The sequence below is a fragment of the Rhodanobacter terrae genome, from assembly GCF_042657005.1.
In the GTDB taxonomy this organism is placed as follows: Bacteria; Pseudomonadota; Gammaproteobacteria; order Xanthomonadales; family Rhodanobacteraceae; genus Rhodanobacter; species Rhodanobacter terrae.
Genome location: NZ_JBHSNG010000009.1, coordinates 137,188 through 154,711, shown reverse-complemented (window position 1 = coordinate 154,711; position 17,524 = coordinate 137,188). Strand labels below are relative to the sequence as shown.

The following is a 17,524-nucleotide window of genomic DNA, read 5'->3' as shown; positions in this document are numbered from 1 at the left end:
CGCGGAAGTAGTCATCGGCAAAGCGTGCCAGATTTCAGGCGAGTGCTGAAGGCTGCAAAGCCTTGCCCCACCTGGACTACACCCCGATCAGTGCGCGAAATTCACCCACACGTTTCCACGAAGAACCTTTTTTGTTTCAACCTTCCGAAACCCGGCTTTTCCGTTTCAGCCGGATCAACGCCGAAATATCGTCGTCGCCGTAGCCGTGGCTCATCAGCTCGGCGTAGTCGGCCAGTGAGCGGTCGATCACCGCCGTGGCGGTGCCGGCCTGCTCGGCGATGCCGTGCACGATGGCGAGATCCTTGTGCAGCAAGGCGAGCTTGAAGCCGACGCTGAATTCGTCGCGCAGCATCGTCGCGCCGCGCTTGTCCAGGAACCAGTTGCCCGCGGCGCCGGCGCCCAGGGTGGGGATCAGCCGCGCCGGATCGAGGCCGAGCGCCTCGCCCAGCGCGAGGCCTTCGCATACGGCTTGTGCGATTCCGGCGACGAGAATCTGGTTGATCGCCTTGGTCGCCTGGCCGGCTCCGACGTCGCCCAGGTGAGTGACCCGCAGCGCATAGGCCTCCAGCACCGGGCGCGCCCGTTCCAGCACGGCCGCATCGCCGCCGACCATCACCGACAGCTTGCCGTTCTTCGCGCCTTCCACGCCGCCGGAGACCGGCGCGTCCAGGAAGTGCGCGCCGACCGCGGCCAGCATCGCTGCCGCCCGCTTCGCGGTGGCTGGCGCATCGGTGGAGTGATCGATCACGATCGCACCCGGCTGCAGATGCGGCGCCAATACCTCGACCGTATTCAATACATCGGCATCGGCGGTGACGCACAGCGCGATAACATCGCACTGCGCGGCCAGCTCGGCCAGCGTGGCCGGCGCGGCGACGCCCAGTTCCTGCGCCAGCTGCAACGCCTTGGCCTGCGTGCGGTTGGCCACCGCATGCAGCAATCCTTTCGCCTTGAGATGGCCGGCCATCGGCGCGCCCATCGCGCCGAGTCCGATAAATGCTGCCTTGAGGGTCATGCGGTGTCCTTGATGCTCAGTCGGAAGTGGTGGTGGCGCGATGCACATCATGCGTCACGAAGGGATCTTCAGGATCGGGCGCCGCGAGCCACTGCCGATGCGCCAGCGTGTGGCGCATGTCCTCCATGCCGCTTTGCCAGTGGCTTTGCATGCTGGCGGTGCTGAATTCGTAGTCCTTGTAATGGCCTTCGTAAGGCTTGTCGCGGTAGATCAGGTGGATCACGTTGGTCAACGCGGCGGCCGAACGCGCCAGGGCGCGACGGTAGGCCGGATCGTTGCGCCGATCTTCCGGCACCAGCGCCATCACGTCGTGCAGCAGGCAGCGATGCTCCTGCGTGCGCCGCATGAACTCGGTGATCAGGCGGGTGCGGCTGGAGAACTGGATCTCCTTGCTGCGCTCGGCCACCTGCGCGAGGTCGTGCGGCAAGCTGCCGCGCGCGCTCCACAGGTCGACCTGGAACACCAGCGTGTCGTGGCTGGGACGGTCGCTCAGCACTTTGTACAGCGGCGTATTGGAGACCATGCCGCCGTCCCAGTAGAACTCGCCGTCGATCTCCACCGCCGGAAACCCCGGCGGCAGCGCACCGGAAGCCATGAAGTGCTCGGGCCGCAAAGCGTCGCGGGTGTTGTCGAAGTAGGTGAAGTCGCCGGTGCGAACGTTCACCGCGCCCACCGACACCCGCATCGCGCGCGCATCGTTGATGCGGTCGAAGTCGGCCAGCCGCTCCAGAGTGGCGCGCAGCGGCGTGGTGTCGTACCAGCTCGCGCCGGCCGGACCCGTATGCCATGGCAACAGGGGCCCCAGTCGCGGCTGGAAAAATCCGGCCTGTCCCTCGGTCAGCGCCCGCCACGCGGCAAGACCGCTGATGCCGTTCCGCCACAGCGGCGGCCAGGCACTCGTATCGAAATCGAGCACTGCCGGCAGCAACGGTTGCCGGCAGATCGTTTCCCAGAACTCGCGCAGCCGCTCGACGCGCCGCGGCGGCGGGTTGCCCGCGATGATGGCGGCGTTCAGCGCGCCGATCGAGATGCCGGCCAGCCAGGTCGGGTGCAGGTCGGCTTCGGCCAGTGCCTGGTAGACGCCGGCCTGATAGGCACCCAGCGCACCGCCGCCCTGCAGCACCAGGGCGACGGTGTGGTAGTCGCGCGCCACCGTTTCGGTCAGCGTGGCCGGCGGATTCGAGCGCTTGGCGTCAGCCACGGCGCTTACTGCATGTACCAGCCGTGGCTGACCACGATCGACTGACCGGTCAGCGCGGCGGACGGGAAGGTGGCCAGATACAACGCCGTCTGTGCGATGTCCTCGACCGTGGTGAACACGCCGTCGACGGTATCCTTCAGCATCACGTTCCTGATCACTTCGTCTTCCGTGATGCCCAGCTCCTTCGCCTGCTCGGGAATCTGCTTCTCGACCAGCGGCGTGCGCACGAAGCCGGGGCAGATCACGTGCGAGCGCACGTTGTGCGGCGCGCCTTCTTTGGCCAGCGTGCGGGCAAGGCCGAGCAGGCCATGCTTGGCGGCGACGTAGGCGGACTTCAGCTTCGACGCCTCATGCGAATGCACCGAACCCATGTAGATCACAATGCCGCCGCGGTCGCCCTTGTACATATGCTGCAGCGCGGCCTTGGTGGTGAGGAAGCCGCCGTCGAGATGGATCGCCAGCATCTTCTTCCAGTCGGCGAACGCGAACTGGTCGATCGGGTTGATGATCTGCACGCCGGCATTCGAAATCAGGATGTCGAGCGCGCCGAACGCGGCGACCACCTTGTCGGTGCCGGCATTCACCGCCGTCTCGTCGGTGACGTCCATCGCGATGCCGATCGCCTTGCCGCCGGTCGCATTGATCTCGGCCGCCACCGCGTCGGCCGCCTGCTGGTTGATGTCGGCGATCGCCACGCTGGCGCCGTGCTTCGCATAGAGCTCGGCAATCGCCTTGCCGAGGCCGCTGGCCGCACCGGTGATCAGGGCGACCTTGTTGTTGAGACTTGTCATGAGCTGCTCCCGTGTGCGTAATGCGGTGATTTCTCATGTAGGAGCCCACTCGTGGGCGATGCACTTTCCACCACTTTCGACGAGAGCATCGTCCGCAAGCGGGCTCCTACAATCAATGCGGGTCTTCGGCCAGATAGGTGTAAGCCGTCAGTCCGCCATCAAGTGTCCCGTACAACTGTTCGGCCTCGGCGCCGGTCACACCTGCGTTGGCTATGCGTTCGCGGTAGCTCCGGCGCAGCACTTCGAGGTCGTAACCGACGTAGTCGAGCATGAGATCCGTGGTGTCGCCACGGCGCACGTGCGCGAAGGTGTAGCTGTCGCCGTCGACGCGCACATTCACCGCATCGGTGTCGCCGAACAGATTGTGGATGTCGCCCAGCGTTTCCTGGTAGGCGCCGACCATGAAGATGCCGAGCCGGTAGTTCTCGCCTTCCTTCAAGGCATGCAGCGGCAGGCTCACGTCGACGCCTTCGGCATCGACATACTGGTCGATGCGGCCGTCCGAGTCGCAGGTGAGATCGACGATCACGCCGCGCCGCGTCGGCTTCTCGGCTAGCCGTGCGATCGGCGCGATCGGGAAGATCTGGCCGATCGCCCAGACGTCCGGAATCGATTCGAACACCGAGAAGTTCACGAAGTACTTGTCGACCAGCTTCTCGTCCAGCTCGTCCAGCGCCTGTCGGTGCGAGCGCTCGGCCGGCAGCAGGCGCGTGCGCACGGCGCCGGCGATCGCGTAGTACATCTCGTCCAGCCGCGCGCGGTCGGCCAGCGCCAGCTGACCCAGCGCGTACAGCGTCTGGCCTTCCTGCAGATGGTGCTGAGCTTCGTGGAACAGCTCCAGCGCTGGACGCCGGTCCAGCTCTTCCCAGGTTTCGCGCAGCCGGCGCAGCACCGCGGGCTCTTCCACGTGCAACGGCGGAATCGCGCCGGTCGGCACCGGCTCCACTTCGGTCACGTTGACCACCATCACCGCGTGATGCGCGGTCATCGCGCGACCGGCTTCGGTGAGGATATGCGGCGCGGGCAGGCCTTCGGTCTCGACCGCTTCGGCCAGCGACTGCACGATCGTGGCGGCGTACTGCTCGATCGAGTAGTTGATCGAATTGTGGCTGCGCGAGCGCGAGCCTTCGTAATCCACACCGAGGCCGCCGCCGACGTCGACGATTTCCAGCGGCACGCCCATCCGGGTCAGCTCGACGAAGTAGCGCGTCGCTTCGCGCATGCCGTTGGCGATGTCGCGCACGTTGGAGATCTGCGAGCCCATGTGGAAATGCTGCAGCTTCAGCGTGTGCTTGAGGCCGGCCGCGTCGAGCCGCTCGATCAGGGTGAGCACCTGATTCGGCGACAGGCCGAACTTGCCCTTGTCGCCACCGGTGTTCTGCCATTTGCCCGCGCCGATCGAGGCCAGCCGCACGCGCACGCCGAGCAGCGGCTCGACATCCAGCACCTTGGCCTCGCTGAACACGTGATCGAGCTCGGACAGCTTCTCGATCACGATATGCACGCGCAGGCCCAGCTTCAGGCCGATCAGCGCGAGGCGGACGTACTCGCGATCCTTGTAGCCGTTGCAGATCACGATCGAACCGGGCCGCGCCATCGCCAGCACCGCCATCAATTCGGGTTTCGAGCCGGCTTCCAGGCCTAAGCCATGGCTGCCCGCGGCCACCAGCTCGCCGACGACGCCGCGCTGCTGATTCACCTTGATCGGATAGATGGCCGTATAGCCGCCGGCATAAGCGCTGTCGGCAATGGCGCGGGCGAATGCGCCCTGCAGCCGCGCGAGACGGTCGGCGAGAATGTCCGGAAAGCGCACCAGCAACGGCAAGCGCAGGCCTTCGCTGCGGGCGCGTTCGACGATCTGTGGCAGCGACAGGGCCGGCCCGCTGGCGCCATGCGGACGCATCACGATCTCGCCGGCGGGGTTCACGTCCACGTAGCCGTCGCTCCAGTGGGGCACGGCATAGGTGTGGCGGGCGGAATCGGTATTCCAATGGTTCGACATCAGCGTAGCTCCTTGTGCAGGCGCTTGTTACAAGCATGGATGATGTCGTCGCAGCGGCGAGCCTTGACGGTGTTGCCCAACTCAGGAGCACGAAGCCCGAGCGACCGGAAGCCTCGCACGCCGCGGGGCCGATCGGACTTGTCGGCAACCGGACGCGCTGCGCCGGCGATGCCAGGCCGCCATTGTAATGGGCGCCTGTGACGATATGCGCATGTGCCGGCGGCCTGCTCTGGGGACGTTCACCGCCGTTATCGCTACAATCGGCAGTCCTCATCCTTCCACCCGGTTCGTCAGGAACATCCCGCCATGTCGCAGCAGCTCAGCTGGTTCACCGAAGCCCACCAGGCTTCCGGTTCCTCCATCGGATTCCGCACCGAGCAACTGCTGCACGCGGAGAAGACCCCCTTCCAGACCATCGAGATCTACAAGACCACCGACTGGGGCAACCTGATGGTGATCGACGGTTGCGTGATGCTGACCACCCGCGACAACTTCTTCTATCACGAGATGATGACCCACCCGGCGCTGTTCACCCATGCGCGCGCCAAGCGCGTGGTGGTCATCGGCGGCGGCGATTGCGGCACCTTGCGCGAAGTGCTCAAGCACGAGGAAGTCGAGTCGGCGGTGCAGGTGGAGATCGACGAGCGCGTGACGCGGCTGGCCGAGGAATATTTTCCGGAACTGTGCGAATCGAACCACGACCCGCGCGCCGAACTGCTCTTCATCGACGGCATCAAGTACATGGCCGAGTGCGAACCCGATTCGCTGGACCTGGTCATCGTCGACTCGACCGATCCGGTCGGCCCGGCCGAAGGCCTGTTCAATGCCGCGTTCTACGCCAGCTGCCACAAGGCGCTGCGCCATGGCGGCCTGCTGGTGCAGCAAAGCGAATCGCCGCTGGCGCACCTGGACCTGATCAAGTCGATGCGCTCGGCCATGCGCACCTCCGGCTTCAACGCCGTGAAGACACTGCCGTTCCCGCAGCCGTGCTACCCGACCGGCTGGTGGAGCTGCACCATGGCGCGCAAGGGCGGCGACCTGTCCGGCTTCCGCGAGCGCGGCGCGATCAGCAAGAACTTCCCGACCCGCTACTACAACGCCGACATCCACAAGGGTGCGCTGGCGCAACCGGAATTCATGCGCGAAGCGCTAGGCGAATAAACCCAGGCGCGCTCAGAACAAGCTGCCGCGCACCTTCGGCAGCAAGACCAGCAGCAGCGTCGCGAACGGGCCGAACAACAGCGACAACAGAAACCACAGCAGTCCGCTGCGGTTCTTGCCCTGTGCCAGCGCGGCATTGATCAGCGCCAGCGTGCCCCAGCCGACGAACCACGGGGCACCACCGGCGAATCTCGACAATTGATCCACTACGCGTCTCCCTGAACGTGAGGGCGCCGCCGTGCGCCGAAACCGCAATCCTGACATATCTGGCTGTACCGGTCCGCGGGCGCGAGGTAGGCGGATCAGCCACGCTTAATCTGCGCGAGCTATGCTGAACCCTTTGATTGCGGACCCAGCCACATGATGCGTGGATTGCGCTACCTGGCCCTGACCGGCGCCCTGGCACTGCTGGCGACGCCGGCCTTCGCCGGCAAAACCGCCCCCGGCAAGACCCGGCATGAACCGAGCAAGGCGGCCGCCGGTCGCGACAAGGCGCAGCTGGCGTTCCAGCGCGACCTGGTCAGCGTGCTGGCGCCGCGCGCCGATGCCTTGCCGCTGCTTGGCGCCGCCTTGCTGGCCCGACCACTGTTCAATCAGCCGCCCAGCAACAGCTTCCATGCGCTGATCGGGCGCGCCGTCCAGGCCGAGGGAGCGGACGCCGCGGTCAGCTGGGTGCGGCTGGCCGATTGCGATGCCAAGGCCGACGCCTGCCCGAATACCGCGGCGCTGGACCAGCTGATTGTCCAGGCTCCGGACAATGCCGCGGTGTGGCTGCTGAAGCTCGGCGCGGACGCCCACGACATGAAGCAGGATGCCGCCCGCGAGGACCTGGGCAAGGCCGCCGACAGCAAGCTGTACGATGACTACACCGGCGCCAGCCTGAAGGCCCTGGCCAGTTCGATCGGCGTCCTGCCGCCACCGGCCGACACCTTCGACCCGACCTCGAAAGCCGGCGCAGCGGGCATGCAGGCCATGCTGGTCTACGGGATCGCCGGCACGCAGCCGCAACCGGCCCTGCAGCTCATCGCCAAGCTATGCGAGAACGGCAGCGGCGACGCCTCGACCAAGGCCGACTGCCTGAAGCTGGGCAAGCTGCTCGAATGGGGCTCCAGTCCGTTGTCGCGCTCGCTCGGCCTGCATCTGCGCGAAGTGCTGGCGGACGACCCGAGCCAGCAGCAGGAAGCGAAGGACGCCCGCCGCAACCTGATCTGGCAAGTGAAGAGTTTCGGCCAGCTGCTGGCCCGCGCGCAGAACGAGCCGGCGCTGGCCCAGCATCTGCTGGCGCTGGCGCGCAACGGCGGTACCGAGATGAGCCTGCTGCTCGCGGCCCTGCGCGACAATCGCATCCCGGCCGAGGCGCCCGCCGACTGGCAGCCGCGCGAGCCAGGCTGAGGTCGACCGCTGCGCCCTTTGCGCCGCATCCGCAGCCGTGTAGGCTTGGCCCACCTTCCGCGACAAGGGTGAGTCGATGCTTACGACGCTGGTGGCAAGCAGCAAGGGCGGTTGCGGCAAGAGCACGCTGGTGACCCAGCTTGCCTCGCACTGGGCACAGGCAGGGCAGCACACCACCATCATCGACGCCGACCGGCAAGGTTCCAGCTACCGCTGGGCCGGCCTCCGACCGGACAACGTTCCCGGCGTGCTGGGACTCGAAGGCGGTCGCCGCGCGCTGCAGAAATTGCCGCCGGACACCCAGCAACTGCTGATCGACACCGCCGCCGGCTCCGGCGAGCGCGAACTGGAACCGTACCTGGAACAGGCCGACGTGCTGCTGGTGCCGGTGCTGCCGTCGTCGTTCGACCTGCACGCCACGCTCCACTTCATCGGCGAGCTGCAGTCGTTCGGCCGCATCCGCCGCGGCAAGCTGCCGGTGGGACTGGTCGCCAACCGACTCAAGCCATGGACCCACGCCAGCCAGGACGCGATCGCCCAGCTCGCCGAACAGTCCCCGTTCCCGATCGTGGCGCAACTGCGCGACAGTCAGGCCTATGTGCTGCTGAGTGCGCTGGGCAAGGGCATTTTCGATTACCAGTCCGAACAGGTGCGCAGCCACCAGCAGGACTGGAAGGCGCTGCTGCGCTGGATCAAGCGTCAGCAGTGAAGCAAGCCCCTCTTGATGCTTATCGCGCCAAGCGCCACCACGCCCCGGAGTCCTCCATGCAAGAACTGATTTTGTTGCGGCATGCCGAAGCGGTGCCGATAGAAACCTCCGGCGATGACCAGCAGCGTCCGCTCAGCGCACGCGGCGAGCAGGAGGCGCAGGCGGCCGGACTTTGGCTGGCCGGGCACGGCATCCGACCCGAGCGGGTATTGTGCTCGCCGACCCGGCGCACCGACGAAACCACCCGCCTGGCGCTGGCCGCGATCGACTCCGCGCCGGTGCCGCACCTGGCCAGCGAGATCTACGACGCCTCGCCCGGCGAATTGCTCGCCCTGCTCGATCAGCACACCGACGCCGGCACGGTCATGCTGGTGGGCCACAATCCCGGCATCGAGCGGCTGGTCGCGCTGCTGGTCGAAGGCCGCTCTGACGAATTCCGCGGCATGCCGCCCGGCGCGCTGGCCGTGCTGCATCTGAACGGTTCGCTGGAACCGGGCCATGCTCGACTGGATGCATTCTGGTCGCCCTGAACCCACGCACCGCCGCTCGTTCGCCGACCGCGCTGACGGTTCAGCCCGATTGAGCGGCGCCTGCATGGAAAGCCCTCACCGCCGCATGCATCCTCCGTATCATTCGCGCATGCCCTGTTTCCTGCGCCAGGTCAGCCTTCCACTCCTGCTCGCGACCCTGCTGCTGCAGGGCTGCACGCTGTCACGGGCGCAAATTCGTCGTGCGGACGCCGTCGTCGCAACCACCGTCGATCGCAGCACGGCCTGCGCGCAGGCCGATCGCTGTGCGGTGCCGTCGCCGCTGCTGGAGGCGGCAACCCGGGCAATGGCCGAATCCACCCCGCAAGAGCCCGTGAATGTGGTCACCTTGCTCGACGACAGCGAGCCGGCGCTGGCGGCGCGGATCAACCTGGTCCGCGCGGCACGTCAGTCGATCGACGTGCAGACCTACATCTGGGATCAGGACGATGCCGGCCAGCTGATGCTGAACGAACTGGTGCTGGCGGCCCGCCGCGGCGTGCAGGTACGCATCCTGGCCGACCAGCTGTTCTCGTTCGACAATCCAGACGTGCTCGACCGGCTGTCGCGGGTCAGCGCGAACCTGCAGGTACGGCTGTACAACCCCACCTTCCACAAGGCCCATACGCAACCGCTGGAATTCGCCGCCGGACTGCTGTGCTGTTTCATGCAGTTCAACCAGCGCATGCACAACAAGCTGCTGCTGGTGGACGACACCATCGGCATCACCGGTGGACGCAATTACCAGGATCGCTATTTCAACTGGGACGACGATTTCGACTACGTCGACCGCGACGTGATGGTCGGCGGACCCGCCGCAAGACAGATGGCGGCCAGTTTCGAGTTGTTCTGGCGGCACAAGCGTGCAGTGCCGCTGACCCACCTGCGCGACGTCAACCGGCGAATCCTGTCCGATCGCGCCCCGCCGGCCTGGCCGACGCCGCATTATCGCCGGCCGCAGCGGGTGGCACAGCTGCAGCAGGCCGCCGAAGATCCGGCATGGCTGCAGGCGTGGCTGGTCGATCCCTCGCTGACGGCCGGCAAGGTCGACTATTTCAGCGATCTGCCGTCGAAGACCGACAAACCGGACCAGCGACGCGCGCTGGAATACACCCGGCACATCATGCACATGATCGACGACGCCAAGCGCGAAGTCCTGCTGCAGACGCCGTATCTTGTGATGAGCAAAAGCGCCCAGCGCATCTTCAAGCGATTGCACAAGCGCGACGAGCCGCCACGGGTGATCGTGTCGACCAATTCGCTGGCCTCGACCGACGCGTTCGCCGTGTATGCGATGTCGTACAAGCATCGCAAGCGCTATCTGAAGACGTTCGGCTTCGAGATCCACGAACTGAAGCCGCATGCCCCGGGCCCGGCGGTGGACAACGAGCTGGCCAACCTCGGCATGGACACGGCGGCGATGCCGGCGCAAACCGCCAGCCCGGCCAGCGCTACGCGGGCGCGCTTTCACCTGCTCGGCAGCCGCGGCAGCAACAACCGGCCGGCGCCATTGCTCAGCGAAGGGCGGCGGTTCGGCCTGCATGCCAAGTCGATCGTGGTCGACGACACGTTCGCGATGGTCGGCTCGCACAACTTCGATCCGCGTTCGGATCACTACAACACCGAAGCCGGCGTGATCGTCTACGACCACGCGTTCGCCGACCAGCTGCGCCGCAGCATCATGCGCGACACCCAGCCGGAAAACGCGTGGGTGATCGCGCCGCGGCAATCGGCGACGCCGTTTCTCACCGACATCAACGATGCGATCGGCAGCGTCTCCGCGCAACTGCCGCTGTTCGATCTGTGGCCGTTCCGCTACGCCACCAGCTACGACCTCAAGCCTGGCTGCCAGCCGATGCGCGCGGCCGATCCGGGCTTCTACGCCTGCTATCAGCCGGTCGGCGATTTTCCCGATGTGGCGCTGTCGCCGAAACTGATTATCACGCGGCTGGTCACCGCCTTCGGTGTGGGCGCGAAAGGCGTGCTGTGAACTCCTGTTTTGTTTGAAGCAGGGCCTGAATAGCCTTCGTCCTCCCGCGGAGGCCGAGTCACTTTGCACCGCGACCTCTCGTAGGAGCCCGCTGGTGCGCGATGCCCCTGCTCTTTAGCTGGTGATTCGAAGCGAAAAGCTTTCGTGCGCCTACGGCGCCCGAGTCACTTTCTCTTTGGTGCTCACCCAACCAAAGAACAAGCGCAAAGGCATCGCCCGCCAGCGGGCTCCTACAAGAAGCCACGAGCACGAAACTACAAAAGCGCGACACCAGCGCGGCTGGACAAAATCCCTACGGCGATTGCGCGATGCGCTCGCCCTGCGCGGAGAAACGCATCGGCAGGTCGCCGCTGATCCCGTCCGGATGATCGCCCGGCACCGCGAAACGCCAGCCCCGCACGCTGCGCAAGGCATGCTCGTCGAGCACCGGATCGCCGCTGGATTCGACCAGACGGGCCGCATCGACACGGCCGTTGCCGTCGACGCCGACGTGCAACACCACGCGGCCGTCCAGATGGCCGCGCAGTTCGTCCCAGGATTGCGAGGTATCGCCGGGCATCACCAACGGCACCAGTTCCGGTGCCGGCGCAGCGGCCTGCGCTTCGCCCATGTCGCTGGCGGAGCGATCCGCATCGACGCGACGCACCTGCACCACGCCGAGCGGACGTTGCCGGTGCTGCGGCGAGGGCAGGGCACGCGGCGGCATGGATGATCCCTGCCAAGCCGCGGCAAGACGTGGCGCCGGGCCGGGCCAGCCGACCGTCAGCGTGCTGAGCCAGCCGGTGCCGGCGATGCCGATCGCCAGCGCCAGCGCGCTCAGGCCGGTGGTGGTGCGCAGCCGCAGCATGCGGACAATCCGTTCATGGGCCCGTTCATGGCCGTTCGAGAATCGCGGTGACGCCCATGCCACCAGCGGTGCAGATCGAGATCAGGCCACGGCCGGAGCCTTTCTGTTCCAGCATCTTCGCCAACGTGGCGACGATGCGCGCACCGGTGGCGGCAAACGGATGACCTACCGCGAGGCTGGAGCCATGCACGTTGAGCCTGGCCGGGTCGATCGAGCCCAGCGGCGCATCGAGGCCGAGCCGGTTCTTGCAGTAGTCGGCACTCTCCCACGCACGCAGCGTGCACAGCACCTGCGCCGCGAACGCTTCGTGGATCTCGTAGTAATCGAAATCCTGCAGAGTCAGTCCCTGCCGCGCCAGCATGCGCGGCACCGCGACGGTCGGCGCCATCAGCAGGCCTTCGCCGTGGACGAAATCCACCGCGGCGACTTCGGCGTCGCGCAGATACGCCTGGATGGTCAGGCCCCGCTGAGCGGCCCACTCGTCACTGCCCAGCAACACGGCGGCCGCGCCATCGGACAGGCCCGTGGAATTGCCCGCAGTCAGCGTGCCGTGGCCGGAGCTCTTGTCGAACGCCGGCTTCAGCGTCGCCAGCTTCTCCAGCGTCGAATCCGGACGCAGGAAGCCATCTCGCTTGAGGCCGCGGAACGGCACCAGCAAGTCGTCGAAGAAACCGGCGTCATACGCGGCGGCCAGCTTGTGATGGCTGTCCAGCGCCAGCTGATCCTGTGCCTGGCGAGCGATCTGCCATTCCTTCGCCATCTTTTCGCAATGGTCGCCCATCGACTTGCCGGTGCGCGGCTCGGCCACGCCGGGGAACGAAGGCTTCAGCTCGCGGAAGGAAAACCCGCGCAGCGCCACTTTCAACTTGTCCAGCGGCGTCTTCGCCCGGTTCATCGCCAGCAGACGCTTGCGCAAGCGCCTGCCGTAGACGATCGGCACATCGCTGGTGGTATCCGAGCCGCCGGCGATGCCCGCCGTGATCTGCCCCACGGCAATCTTGTTGGCGATGATGATCGTGTTGTCCAGCGAGGTGCCGCAGGCACGCGCGGTGGTGATGCCCGGCGTGGTCGGCGCCAGCCCGGAACTGAGCAGCGCCTCGCGCGCCAGGTTCCAGTCCGACGAATGCTTGATCACCGCACCCATCGCCACTTCGCCCAGCTCCACTCCATGCAGCCCGAATCGTTCGACCAGCGCGCCCAGCACCTTCACCGACATGCCGAAGTTGCCGACGTCGGCATACGCGGTGTTGTTGCGGCAGAACGGGATACGCACACCCCCGATCACCCCGACGCGCGTTAGCGTGTTTTCCATGCTCGAAACGGTCCACAACTCAAGTCGGTCAAGGCTAACCCGCGATGGCGCGCGGCGAAAGCCCAAAACGCCGGAGGATGTCCCGATCCGTTCAGCACGGTCCTTTGTTTCAATGGCCGGGAACCGCACGAAACGGGTCAGGACGTCCTCGCTGCTAGAATCGGTTCCCTTTGCCGTTCGGATTGCCGACTGTGGAAGCACAAGCGCTGCTCGCCCTGCCCATCGTGCTCGCCCTGGAACCGGTCGCGGGCGAAGCGTCATCGCGCACGACCCTGAGCCGCGACGAGGCGGCGGAGCTGGCGGAACTGATTGCCGCCGACCTGCACGCACTGGTGCCGCAGGTCGACGCCGCCCGGCTGGTACTCGCGGGGGCGCTGTTCGACCAGGTCGAGCTGCTGCGGCCGGGCTTTCCGGTGTGGACCACGCTGGATGAGCTGGCCAGGCGCGTGCCGCGGGGCGAGCTGGACAACGTGGTGGCGTTCGGCACCCACGACGGCCGAATGCCGGCGCAGCCGCTGGAGCCGTCGCCGATCTTTGCCGATGGCCCGATGCGGCTGCTGCCGCTGAGCCTGCTGGCTCCCGCGACGCTGGCCGACGAGCTGTCGGAGTTGCTGGAGGTCCATCTGGTCGGCCGCGGCGAAGCCGGCACGCTGACCGCCGACTGGCTGATGCGCACGCTCGGCATCCGCCTGGAGCATGTGCGTTACCTCAGCCGCGACGACTTGCTGGCGCTGACCTGCGTGCAATACGAGCACGTCAATCTGGCATCACTGTGGACACTGCTGGAAGCGGCGCTGCTGACCCCCCGGCAAGCCGAATCGGCGATGAGCGCACGCGGGTTGAGCCTGCAATACGCCGACGGCAAGGTGCTTGCGCAGTCGCCGGCGCAGTGGCTCGCCGCGCAGACGGGCGATATCGCGCAGCGAGTGCATGACTTCGCCGGCATCGTGTTCGAGTTGCGCCAGTATGCGGCGCTGCTCGACGCGCATCAGCTGCCATTGCTGCTGCAGCCGGCCGCACATGCGGAAACCGAGGCCGGCGCCGGCTACCTGCTGGAAACGCTGGCCGCGGTCGAGCCCGGTTACGAATCGCCGGTCCTGTTCGCACACGAGGCACCTGGACTCGGTGTGGTCGCGCTCACCGTGGCGCAACGCGGCGAGGGCGGCGCGGCCCGCGCGCTGGCGCATGGCTATCCCTGGCAGCCGCAGGCGCTGGGACCCTTGCTGGCGCTGCTGGCCGACCGCTACGGCATCGCGCCCGGGCTGCATGCGCTGGGCCGGATCGTGCTGGACGATCGCGGCCAATTGGGCGCGCCGGCGACAGCACTGCATTAAGCCGCCGCCGGCGAACGCGGCATTTGTGCCGCGGCGGAAACTCGGCGCATGATGGGGGCGCGCCGAGAGGGGGGCGCGTTCCAGCTGACGGAATGACCATGCGGCCGCACAAGTCTGCCGAGGTATTGCCTTCGCTTCTCCAGGGGCCGGACTGGCCCGCGCAAATCTTGAGCGGCGCGCCGGTACTGCTGGCCTATCTCGATGCCGAGCAGTGTTTCAGTTACGCCAACGAGACCCATCGCAGCTGGCTCGGGGTCGACCCGCAGGCATTGATCGGCAAGCGCCTGATCGACGTGGTCGGCCGGCGCAATTACCGTAGCGCGGCGCCGGCACTGGAAAAGGCCTATGCCGGCCGGATGGCCAGCTTCGAGGGCGAGCTGTACAACGGCAGCGAGCGGCGTTACGCCCACGGCAACTTCCAGCCGGATTTCGACGAGAACGGACGCGTGCGCGGCGTGTTCACCGCGCTGCTGGACATCACTGAACGGCATCTGCTGGAGCTGCAGCTGCACGAAAGCGAGCAGCGTTTCTTCGGCGCCTTCCAGCATGCCGCGATCGGCATGACGCTCACCAGTCCTGGCGGCCGCTTCCTGCGCGTCAATGCCGCGGTGTGCCAGATGCTCGGCTATAGCGAAGACGAGCTGCTGGCGCTGGACATCACCCTGCTCACCCACCCGGACGACATGGTGGCCGACGCCGAGCTGATGGCGGAGCTGCTGGCCGGCAAGCGCGAGTCGTACCAGCTGGAGAAGCGCAACCTGCACAAGGACGGCCGCATAGTCCACGTCCAGCTCAGCGTGTCGCTGGTGCGCGACGAGCAGAGCGCCCCGTTGTATTTCGTGTCGCAGGTGCAGAACATCAGCCAGCGCAAGGCATTCGAGGATGCGCTGCACCGCGAACGCGAACTGGCCGAGGTCACCTTGCGTTCGATCGGCGACGCGGTGATCACCACCGATACGCAGCTGTGCATCACCTCGCTCAACCCGATCGCCGAGGCGATGACGGGCTGGAGCAGCGACGAGGTGCAGGGCCGGCCGATCGAGAAAATCTTCCAGCTGTTCGACGCTCAGGACGGCCACGCCATCGCCAATCCGCTGCGCGCGGCGATCGAACACAACACCATCGTCGACCTCGCCGGCAAGACCTTGCTGCGCCACCGGCATGGTTTCGACACGCCGGTGGAAGACTCTTCCGCACCGATCCACGACCACGCCGGCAACGTCATCGGCGGCGTGCTGGTGTTCCACGACGTCAGCGAAACCCGCGCGCTGGCGCTGAAGATGATCCATCTGACCCAGCACGACACGCTCACCGGACTGCCCAACCGCAGCCAGCTGCACGACCACATCGGACAGGCACTGGCGACCGCGAACCGGCGCCAGCAACGCACGGCGCTGCTCTACATCGATATCGACCAATTCAAGCAGATCAATGAACTGCACGGCCACGCGGCCGGCGACCGCGTGCTGCGTGCGCTGGCCGCGCAACTGCATCGCTGCCTGCCCGGCGACGAGCTGCTCAGCCGTTATGGCGGCGACGAATTCGTGGTGCTGCTGCCGCATCTGGAAAGCGTGGGCGAAGCGGCCGGCCTGTGCCAGATCCTGATCAACCAGTGCGAGCAGATCCGCGTCGACGGCCTGCCTGAGCTGGCGCTGCGCATCAGCATCGGCATCAGCGTGTATCCGGACGATGCCGCCGAACCGGAGGACCTGCTGCAACACGCGGAAACCGCGCTGGTCGCGGTAAAGGCGCAAGGCCTGCACGGCTACCGCTTCTTCACCGCGTTGATGAACGAGCGCGCGCAGGCGCGCCGACGCATCGAGACGGCGCTGCGCCAGGCGCTGTCGCGGCGCGAATTGAGCCTGCATTACCAGCCCAAGGTGGATGCACAGAGCGGCCGCATCGCGGGTGCCGAGGCATTGCTGCGCTGGCAGGTGAACGGACACGAGCTGTACAAGCCGGATCAGTTCATCCCGGTCGCCGAGGACAGTGGCCTGATTCTGCCGATCGGCGCCTGGGCGCTGCGGCAGGCGTGCAAGGAGGCGCGGCTGTGGCAACGGAACGGTCAGGCCATTCCGGTCTCGGTGAACGTGTCGCCGCTGCAGTTCCAGCACGCCGATTTCTACAGCTGGCTGGACGACGTGCTCAACGAAAGCGGACTCGATGAAGGTCTGCTCGAACTGGAACTGACCGAGCGCATGGTGATGTCCGGCGGCGATGCCACCACCGGCCTGCTGCGCCGGATCAGGCAGCGCGGCGTGCGGCTGTCGCTGGACGATTTCGGCACCGGATATTGCAGTCTCTCCTACCTGAAGCATTTCCCGATCGATGCGTTGAAGATCGATCGCGTGTTCGTGCACGACCTGACCAGCGACCGCGACACCGCCACCATCACCAGCGCGATCATCGCGATGGCGCGCAGCCTCAACAAGATGGTGATCGCCGAAGGCGTGGAGACCCGCGAGCAGAGTGCGTTCCTGCGCCACGCCGGATGTTCGCAGCTGCAGGGCTTCCTGTTCGGCGCGCCGATGTCGGCGGAGGAATTCCAGCAATTGCTCGCTGCCACCACCTGAACCGGGTACGCGGCTTCGGGTGATTTTTTTGTAGGAGCCCGCTTGCGGGCGATGCTGCTGTTTTGATTTTTCCTACTCAACCATCTGAGCAAAAGCATCGCCCGCAAGCGGGCTCCTACGGTAGCTTCCCGGCGCGGCCGGGCAGCAGTGCTTCGTACATGAAGTAAGGACAGCGCTGCATGCCCAGCTCGGCGTAGGTTGTCTGCGCACGGTCGTTCTCGGTTTCCACATACAGGCGCAGACCGGCCGCGCCGGCCGCTGCCGCACGCTGCTCGACCGTGGTGTACAGCGCGCGAAACACACCGCCCCGCCGCGCGGCAGGGATCACGTACACGCTCTGAATCCACCAGAAATCGCCGCAGCGCCAGTCGCTCCACTCATACGTCACCAGCAAGCTGCCAACTGCCACGCCATCGCGTTCTGCAATCAGGTAGAAGCCGCGTCGCGGCTCCTCGAATACACCGCTGATGCCGCGCTGCAGGATCGCGGGATCGAGCCGCTTGTGTTCGGTTTCCCATGCCATCGCGGCATTCCATGCGGCGAGGTCGGCAAGGTCGGTGATGGCGGCGGCGCGAATCGACAATGACACGGTATGACTCCGGTGCAGGGCTGGGCATCCATCGTAGCGTGCGCCGTCTTCACACGTCGGCGCGTAGGGTCCGAGCGGTAG

At 66.4% G+C, this 17,524-nt stretch carries 15 protein-coding genes; 7 read left to right on the top strand and 8 right to left on the bottom strand.

Annotation, left to right across the window (positions count from 1 at the left end):
* Window positions 1–136 precede the first annotated feature (136 nt).
* The 4 genes from ACFPPB_RS10685 to speA all read right to left on the bottom strand — a co-directional run bounded on the left by ACFPPB_RS10685 (window position 137) and on the right by speA (window position 5,009).
* Entirely contained in the window at window positions 137–1,015 is an 879-nt protein-coding gene (locus ACFPPB_RS10685; protein WP_377326860.1) for an NAD(P)-dependent oxidoreductase, read from the bottom strand.
* Window positions 1,016–1,031: 16 nt separating this feature from the next.
* Entirely contained in the window at window positions 1,032–2,216 is a 1,185-nt protein-coding gene (locus ACFPPB_RS10680; RefSeq protein ID WP_377326858.1) for a DUF3734 domain-containing protein, read from the bottom strand.
* 5 nt (window positions 2,217–2,221) lie between these two features.
* Window positions 2,222–3,007, bottom strand: a complete 786-nt coding sequence (locus ACFPPB_RS10675; RefSeq protein WP_377326856.1) for a 3-hydroxybutyrate dehydrogenase — start codon at window positions 3,005–3,007, stop codon at window positions 2,222–2,224.
* A 112-nt stretch (window positions 3,008–3,119) separates the two neighbouring features.
* Window positions 3,120–5,009 (bottom strand): biosynthetic arginine decarboxylase, encoded by a 1,890-nt coding sequence (gene speA / locus ACFPPB_RS10670; RefSeq protein WP_377326854.1) that lies wholly within the window; start codon window positions 5,007–5,009, stop codon window positions 3,120–3,122.
* A 306-nt stretch (window positions 5,010–5,315) separates the two neighbouring features.
* Between speA and speE the strand changes: the two genes are divergently transcribed.
* Window positions 5,316–6,170 carry a polyamine aminopropyltransferase gene (gene speE / locus ACFPPB_RS10665; protein WP_377326852.1) on the top strand — a complete coding sequence of 285 codons (855 nt, stop codon included), beginning with the start codon at window positions 5,316–5,318 and terminating at the stop codon, window positions 6,168–6,170.
* A gap of 12 nt (window positions 6,171–6,182) precedes the next feature.
* Here the strand turns inward: speE and ACFPPB_RS10660 are convergent, their stop codons facing one another.
* Window positions 6,183–6,377: an antitermination protein NusB gene (locus ACFPPB_RS10660; protein ID WP_377326850.1), complete on the bottom strand. Its 195-nt coding sequence runs from the start codon at window positions 6,375–6,377 to the stop codon at window positions 6,183–6,185.
* A 153-nt stretch (window positions 6,378–6,530) separates the two neighbouring features.
* Between ACFPPB_RS10660 and ACFPPB_RS10655 the strand changes: the two genes are divergently transcribed.
* The 4 genes from ACFPPB_RS10655 to ACFPPB_RS10640 all read left to right on the top strand — a co-directional run bounded on the left by ACFPPB_RS10655 (window position 6,531) and on the right by ACFPPB_RS10640 (window position 10,788).
* Window positions 6,531–7,562, top strand: a complete 1,032-nt coding sequence (locus ACFPPB_RS10655; protein WP_377326849.1) for a hypothetical protein — start codon at window positions 6,531–6,533, stop codon at window positions 7,560–7,562.
* A 76-nt stretch (window positions 7,563–7,638) separates the two neighbouring features.
* On the top strand, window positions 7,639–8,271 hold the full coding sequence (locus ACFPPB_RS10650) for a nucleotide-binding protein (RefSeq protein ID WP_377326847.1): 633 nt from the start codon (window positions 7,639–7,641) through the stop codon (window positions 8,269–8,271).
* A gap of 56 nt (window positions 8,272–8,327) precedes the next feature.
* Window positions 8,328–8,801, top strand: a complete 474-nt coding sequence (locus ACFPPB_RS10645) for a SixA phosphatase family protein (RefSeq protein ID WP_377326845.1) — start codon at window positions 8,328–8,330, stop codon at window positions 8,799–8,801.
* Window positions 8,802–8,910: 109 nt separating this feature from the next.
* Window positions 8,911–10,788: a phospholipase D-like domain-containing protein gene (locus ACFPPB_RS10640; protein ID WP_377326843.1), complete on the top strand. Its 1,878-nt coding sequence runs from the start codon at window positions 8,911–8,913 to the stop codon at window positions 10,786–10,788.
* Window positions 10,789–11,080: 292 nt separating this feature from the next.
* Here ACFPPB_RS10640 and ACFPPB_RS10635 read toward each other — a convergent pair whose 3' ends face one another.
* A complete protein-coding gene (locus tag ACFPPB_RS10635; RefSeq protein WP_377326842.1) occupies window positions 11,081–11,635 on the bottom strand; it encodes an energy transducer TonB family protein in 555 nt (184 codons plus the stop codon).
* 25 nt (window positions 11,636–11,660) lie between these two features.
* Window positions 11,661–12,947, bottom strand: a complete 1,287-nt coding sequence (locus ACFPPB_RS10630; protein ID WP_377326840.1) for an acetyl-CoA C-acetyltransferase — start codon at window positions 12,945–12,947, stop codon at window positions 11,661–11,663.
* Between the two features lie 191 nt (window positions 12,948–13,138).
* Between ACFPPB_RS10630 and ACFPPB_RS10625 the strand changes: the two genes are divergently transcribed.
* Together ACFPPB_RS10625 and ACFPPB_RS10620 are read left to right on the top strand one after the other, a co-directional pair.
* Window positions 13,139–14,281: a hypothetical protein gene (locus ACFPPB_RS10625; RefSeq protein WP_377326838.1), complete on the top strand. Its 1,143-nt coding sequence runs from the start codon at window positions 13,139–13,141 to the stop codon at window positions 14,279–14,281.
* 98 nt (window positions 14,282–14,379) lie between these two features.
* The gene (locus tag ACFPPB_RS10620) at window positions 14,380–16,854 is read left to right on the top strand and encodes a sensor domain-containing protein (RefSeq protein WP_377326837.1); all 2,475 of its coding nucleotides are present in this window, start codon (window positions 14,380–14,382) and stop codon (window positions 16,852–16,854) included.
* 115 nt (window positions 16,855–16,969) lie between these two features.
* On the opposite strand, the gene ACFPPB_RS10615 is transcribed toward ACFPPB_RS10620, so the two are convergent.
* The gene (locus ACFPPB_RS10615) at window positions 16,970–17,443 is read right to left on the bottom strand and encodes a GNAT family N-acetyltransferase (RefSeq protein WP_377326835.1); all 474 of its coding nucleotides are present in this window, start codon (window positions 17,441–17,443) and stop codon (window positions 16,970–16,972) included.
* Window positions 17,444–17,524 lie beyond the last annotated feature (81 nt).